At 72.8% G+C, this 4,292-nt stretch carries 5 protein-coding genes; 3 read left to right on the forward strand and 2 right to left on the reverse strand.

Going from position 1 to position 4,292, the window contains the following annotated elements:
• Positions 1 to 270, forward strand: a 270-nt coding sequence (locus AB0E96_RS38790; RefSeq protein WP_359831188.1) for a hypothetical protein, incomplete at its 5' end; no start/stop codon positions are given.
• A 135-nt stretch (positions 271 to 405) separates the two neighbouring features.
• Here AB0E96_RS38790 and AB0E96_RS38795 read toward each other — a convergent pair.
• Positions 406 to 1,410, reverse strand: coding sequence for a stage II sporulation protein M (locus AB0E96_RS38795; protein ID WP_359831189.1), 1,005 nt, complete (start codon positions 1,408 to 1,410; stop codon positions 406 to 408).
• 338 nt (positions 1,411 to 1,748) lie between these two features.
• Between AB0E96_RS38795 and AB0E96_RS38800 the strand changes: the two genes are divergently transcribed.
• The gene (locus tag AB0E96_RS38800; protein WP_359831191.1) at positions 1,749 to 2,798 is read left to right on the forward strand and encodes an RDD family protein; all 1,050 of its coding nucleotides are present in this window, start codon (positions 1,749 to 1,751) and stop codon (positions 2,796 to 2,798) included.
• Between the two features lie 73 nt (positions 2,799 to 2,871).
• On the opposite strand, the gene AB0E96_RS38805 is transcribed toward AB0E96_RS38800, so the two are convergent.
• On the reverse strand, positions 2,872 to 3,510 hold the full coding sequence (locus AB0E96_RS38805; protein ID WP_359831193.1) for a hypothetical protein: 639 nt from the start codon (positions 3,508 to 3,510) through the stop codon (positions 2,872 to 2,874).
• A gap of 117 nt (positions 3,511 to 3,627) precedes the next feature.
• Here AB0E96_RS38805 and AB0E96_RS38810 point away from each other — a divergent pair, with 117 nt between their 5' ends.
• Entirely contained in the window at positions 3,628 to 4,140 is a 513-nt protein-coding gene (locus AB0E96_RS38810; protein WP_359831195.1) for a SigE family RNA polymerase sigma factor, read from the forward strand.
• The last annotated feature ends 152 nt before the right edge of the window (positions 4,141 to 4,292 follow it).

Here is a 4,292-nt window from a genome sequence, read left to right on the forward strand (position 1 = left end):
CACGCTGTTGAGTTCTCAAGGAACGGACGCTTCCTTCGGACCGCCTTCCAGCGGACCCTCCGGGCTTCGTTCTTTCGTGTTTCCAGCTTACCAGATGTTTTCCGCTCCGTTTTCCGGAGTTTCATTCATCCGATTCCCGCCGGCGGGATTTCCTGCGAACTTCGTTCCGAAGCCTATCAAGGCTTTCGGAGTGCTCAGTCCGTGGGATTTGCTTCGTCAGAGGATGCGCATTTCGTGAAACGCACGGGCCTCGATTCGGCGGTGTCGTAGACACTAACGCCCGGGCCCGACTGTTGTCCAGTCGGTCCCAACCGTTGAAACCTACTAGCCCACCCTCACCACGTCAATGGTTTGGCCGGGGTGAGAAGAAGAGTAGCAGGTCAGAGGCCTGTCGATCACATCGGCTCAGGCCGCCACCGGCTGAAGGTCCGCCCGGTCGGCCGCGTCCAGATCGCCGAACTCTCCGTCCTCGGCCGCCCTGCGACCCAGGACGAGCGCATAGAGGAGGAAGGCCACCTCGGCCAGGACGCCGATGGAGATGCGGGCCCAGGTCGGCAGGCCGGACGGGGTCACGAAGGCTTCGAGGACACCGGAGACCGCCAGGACCGTCGCCAGGCCGATGGACATACCGATGATCGCCCGTCCCTGTTCCGCCAGTGCCGCCGAGCGGCTACGAGGACCGGGGTCGATGACGGTCCAGCCGAGGCGCAGGCCGAGGCCGCCGGCCACGAAGACCGCGGTCAGCTCCAGCAGGCCGTGCGGAATGAGCAGGCCGAGGAAGACATCGAGGCGGCCGGCGGAGGCCATCAGCCCGACTCCGATGCCGAGGTTCAGCACGTTGCTCCACATCACGTAGAGCACCGGGATGCCCAGCGCGATCCCGAACAGCAGGCACTGCACGGCGATCCAGGCGTTGTTCGTCCAGACCTGAGCCGCGAAGGAGCTGGCGGGCCGGTCCGAGTAGTACGCCTCGTACTGGCCGCCGGGGCGGGTGAGCTCCTGGAGGTACTCGGGGGAGACCAGGCTGTTGCGCACCTCGGGGTGGGTGGCCATCCACCACGCGATCAGCGCGGTGCCGACCATGGAGACGACCGCGACCGGCATCCACCAGCGGCGCGCGCGGTAGAGGGCGGCCGGGAAGCTCACCGTGTAGTAGCGGGCGACGTCCTGCCAGCCGTTGCTCCGGGCGCCGGTCACCGCGCCGCGGGCGCGGGAGACCAGGCCGGTCAGCCGACTCACCAGCGCGGGGTCCGGCGCGGCGGCCTGGACCTTGGCGAGGTGTCCGGTGGCGCGCTGGTAGAGGGTGACCAGTTCGTCGGCCTCCTCGCCGCCGAGCCGGCGGCGGCGGGCGAGGGCGTCCAGCCGGGCCCACTCCCCCTGGTGGGTGGCGACGAAGACGTCCAGGTCCATTTCGGCGGCTCCATGATCGACGGCGGGCTCGGACGTGCCGGCTCGTTGACGTGCGGTCGCGGACGTACGGATACGGGCGCGGGCGGGTCCGGGCCCGCGGGTCCGGGCGGACACGTGCGGCCCAGCATGCCAGCAGCGGTGGCCGCTCCGGCCGTCGGGATCTCACTTCCCGTGCGCCCACCGGGCCCCGTATGTTGGCGACTGCGGATCAGACTGCGGAGAGCAGCTCACGGGGAGCCGATCCGGGGTGATTCCCTCCCCCGGCACAGCTGCTCCCCCAGGGGCGGATCTCCATGAGCGAGCCGTACGGGCTCCAAGAACGTGAACGGACAGGTGTCTTGAGCGACCTGGTGACGGGTGAGGCGGTCGTTCTCGGCCTCCAGACGGCGAAGCTTCCGAGCAGGGCCCTGGCGATCGTGATCGACCTGCTGGTGGAGTTCGCCGCCTTCCTGGTGTTCACGCTGCTGCTGAGCCTCGCGCTGATCGGCCTCGACGGCGCGGCGCTGGCCGCCACGATGATCGGCCTGATGGTGTTCTTCCTGGTGGCCGTCCCCGTGATGATCGAGACCCTCACCCGTGGCCGCTCGCTGGGCAAGGCCACGCTCGGCCTGCGGGTGGTGCGCACCGACGGCGGTCCGGTGCGGTTCCGGCACTCGCTGGTGCGCGGGCTGGTCGGCTTCGTCGAGCTGATCGCGCTGACCGGTGCTCCGGCCGTGATCACCTCGGTGGTGAACTCGGACGGCAAGCGGCTCGGAGACATCTTCGCCGGGACGGTGGTCGTCCGTGAGCGCACGCCGGGCGCGGGCGGATCCGCCTCCCCGCTGCCGCCGGTGCACCCGCACCTGCTGCAGTCGATGGGCCACGAGCTGGTCGCGATGGACCTGTCCGCCGTACCGGAGCCGCTGTGGCTGGCCATCCGCCAACTCCTGGGCCGGATCGGCCAGTTGGACCCGGCCGTGATGCTCCGGATGTCCACCCGGCTGGCCGGGGACCTGTCCGCCCGGATCGGCCACCCGATCGCACCGGGGCTGCACCCGGCGGCGTACCTGGGCGCGGTGCTCACCGAGCGCCAGCGGCGGGAGTGGACGCGGGCCCAGGAGCAGCTGTGGGCGGGCGCACCGGCACCCGGCCGGCCGGTCCCCACCCAGGTCCCCACCCAGATCCCGGCTCCCCGTCCGGCCTCCGGTCCGTTCCCCGCGCCGGCTCCGGCGGGCCCGGCCGACGGACGGCCCGTCCGGGTCCTCGGCCTGCCGGCGCAGCAGCCCGCGACCGCGGCGCCGGTCGCACCCGCCGCGCCGTCTGTGCCCGCGCAGCCCGCCGCCCCGTCCCACGACAAGCCCTCCCTCGACAAATCCTCCCCCGGCACCGGCTTCGCCCCACCCGCCTGAGGACCGCCCGCCTGAGGACCTCCCCCTGAGCCCCGCCCGCCCGGGCCAAGGCCACAGGGCCCGCACCGGCCCGCTACTCCTCCTCCGCCCCCACCCGCCAGGCGTTCGGCGGCGACTCCAGCTCCTCCAGCTCGACGCCCTCCGCCGCCAGCACCACGTCCCCCGCCAGGTGCACGACCTGCTGCTCCCCCGTCTCCAGATCCGCCACCTGGTACCGCTCGACCACCAGGGGGCCCGAGTCCGTCCCGTGGGTGTCGACGCCCTCCAGCAGCCAGCCCTGGTCGAGGGTGCGCGGCGCCAGCACCGGCTCCGTGAAGGCCACCAGCCGCACCCGCGCGCTCGCCCCCTCACTCAGCCGCAGCAGCCGGGCGGTGGCGACCAGGAAGCCCGGCGAGCGCCCGGTGAAGGCGTGCGCCCGGTCGTGGCCCTCCGCCGCGTGCTCGCCCGCGGGGTCGGCAGCGTCGGTGCGGACCCAGGCCACCCCGTCCACCGCCCCGCCGCGCACCTGCCAGCCGCCGGCCCGCAGTTCCATCCGCAGCGGCCGGGCCCGCGAGTCCAGGGTGAGGTCGGTGCTGCCGAGCACCCGGCCGTCCGGCGCGTAGGTCTTGGAGACGTACCGCCAGCCGGCCGCCCCGGGGGCGCAGCTGAAGCGCTCCTCCCCGAGCGGGACGTGGTCGTGAGGGTCGTGGAGCGAGTACCGGCCGTTGGGCATGGCGGAAAGCCTACGTGCGCCGCCCGCGCGCTCCGCGTGCAACCTTCCGGCCGCGGCCCGCATTAGAGCGGCGGACGGCGCGGCAGCGCGCCGCCACCACGACGAGAGGGGGTGCGGATGGCGAAGCGGACGCGCGACACGGAGTTCACGGAGTACGTGGCCTCCAGGAGCGGCTGGCTGCGCAAGGTCGCCTATCTGCTGTGCGGGGACTGGCACCGGGCCGACGACCTGGTGCAGGAGTGCGCGACCAAGCTGTACGTGAACTGGTCACGGGCCGGCCGGGTCGAGAACCTGGACGGCTACGCCCGCAGGGTGCTGGTCAACACCTTCCTCGCCGAGCAGCGCACCTCCTGGTGGCGGCGGACGACGCGGACCGCGACACCGGCGGACGTCGCGTCGGTGGTCGCGGACCTCGACGCCCGGCTCGACCTGCGCCGGGCGCTGGCCGAGCTGCCGCCCAAGCAGCGGGCCACCGTGGTGCTCCGGTACTACTGCGACCTCACGGTCGATCAGACCGCCGACGCGATGAGCTGTTCCTCCGGCACGGTGAAGAGCCAGACCTCGCGGGCTCTCGCCACCCTCCGGACCGCGCTCGACACCCGTCCCACCACCGCCGAGAGGACGTCATGAGGTCGCACGAGCAGCGTGATCTGACCGCCCGGCTGAGCGCCCTCGCCGAGACCCCGGCGCCGCCCGCCGCCCTCGACGCCCCGGCCGTGATCGCCCGCGGGCGGGCCCGGCTGCGCCGCCGCCGGCAGGCCCTGACCGGCGTGGCCGCCGGG

This window comes from Kitasatospora sp. NPDC036755 (assembly GCF_040636595.1).
Lineage (GTDB): Bacteria > Actinomycetota > Actinomycetes > Streptomycetales > Streptomycetaceae > Kitasatospora.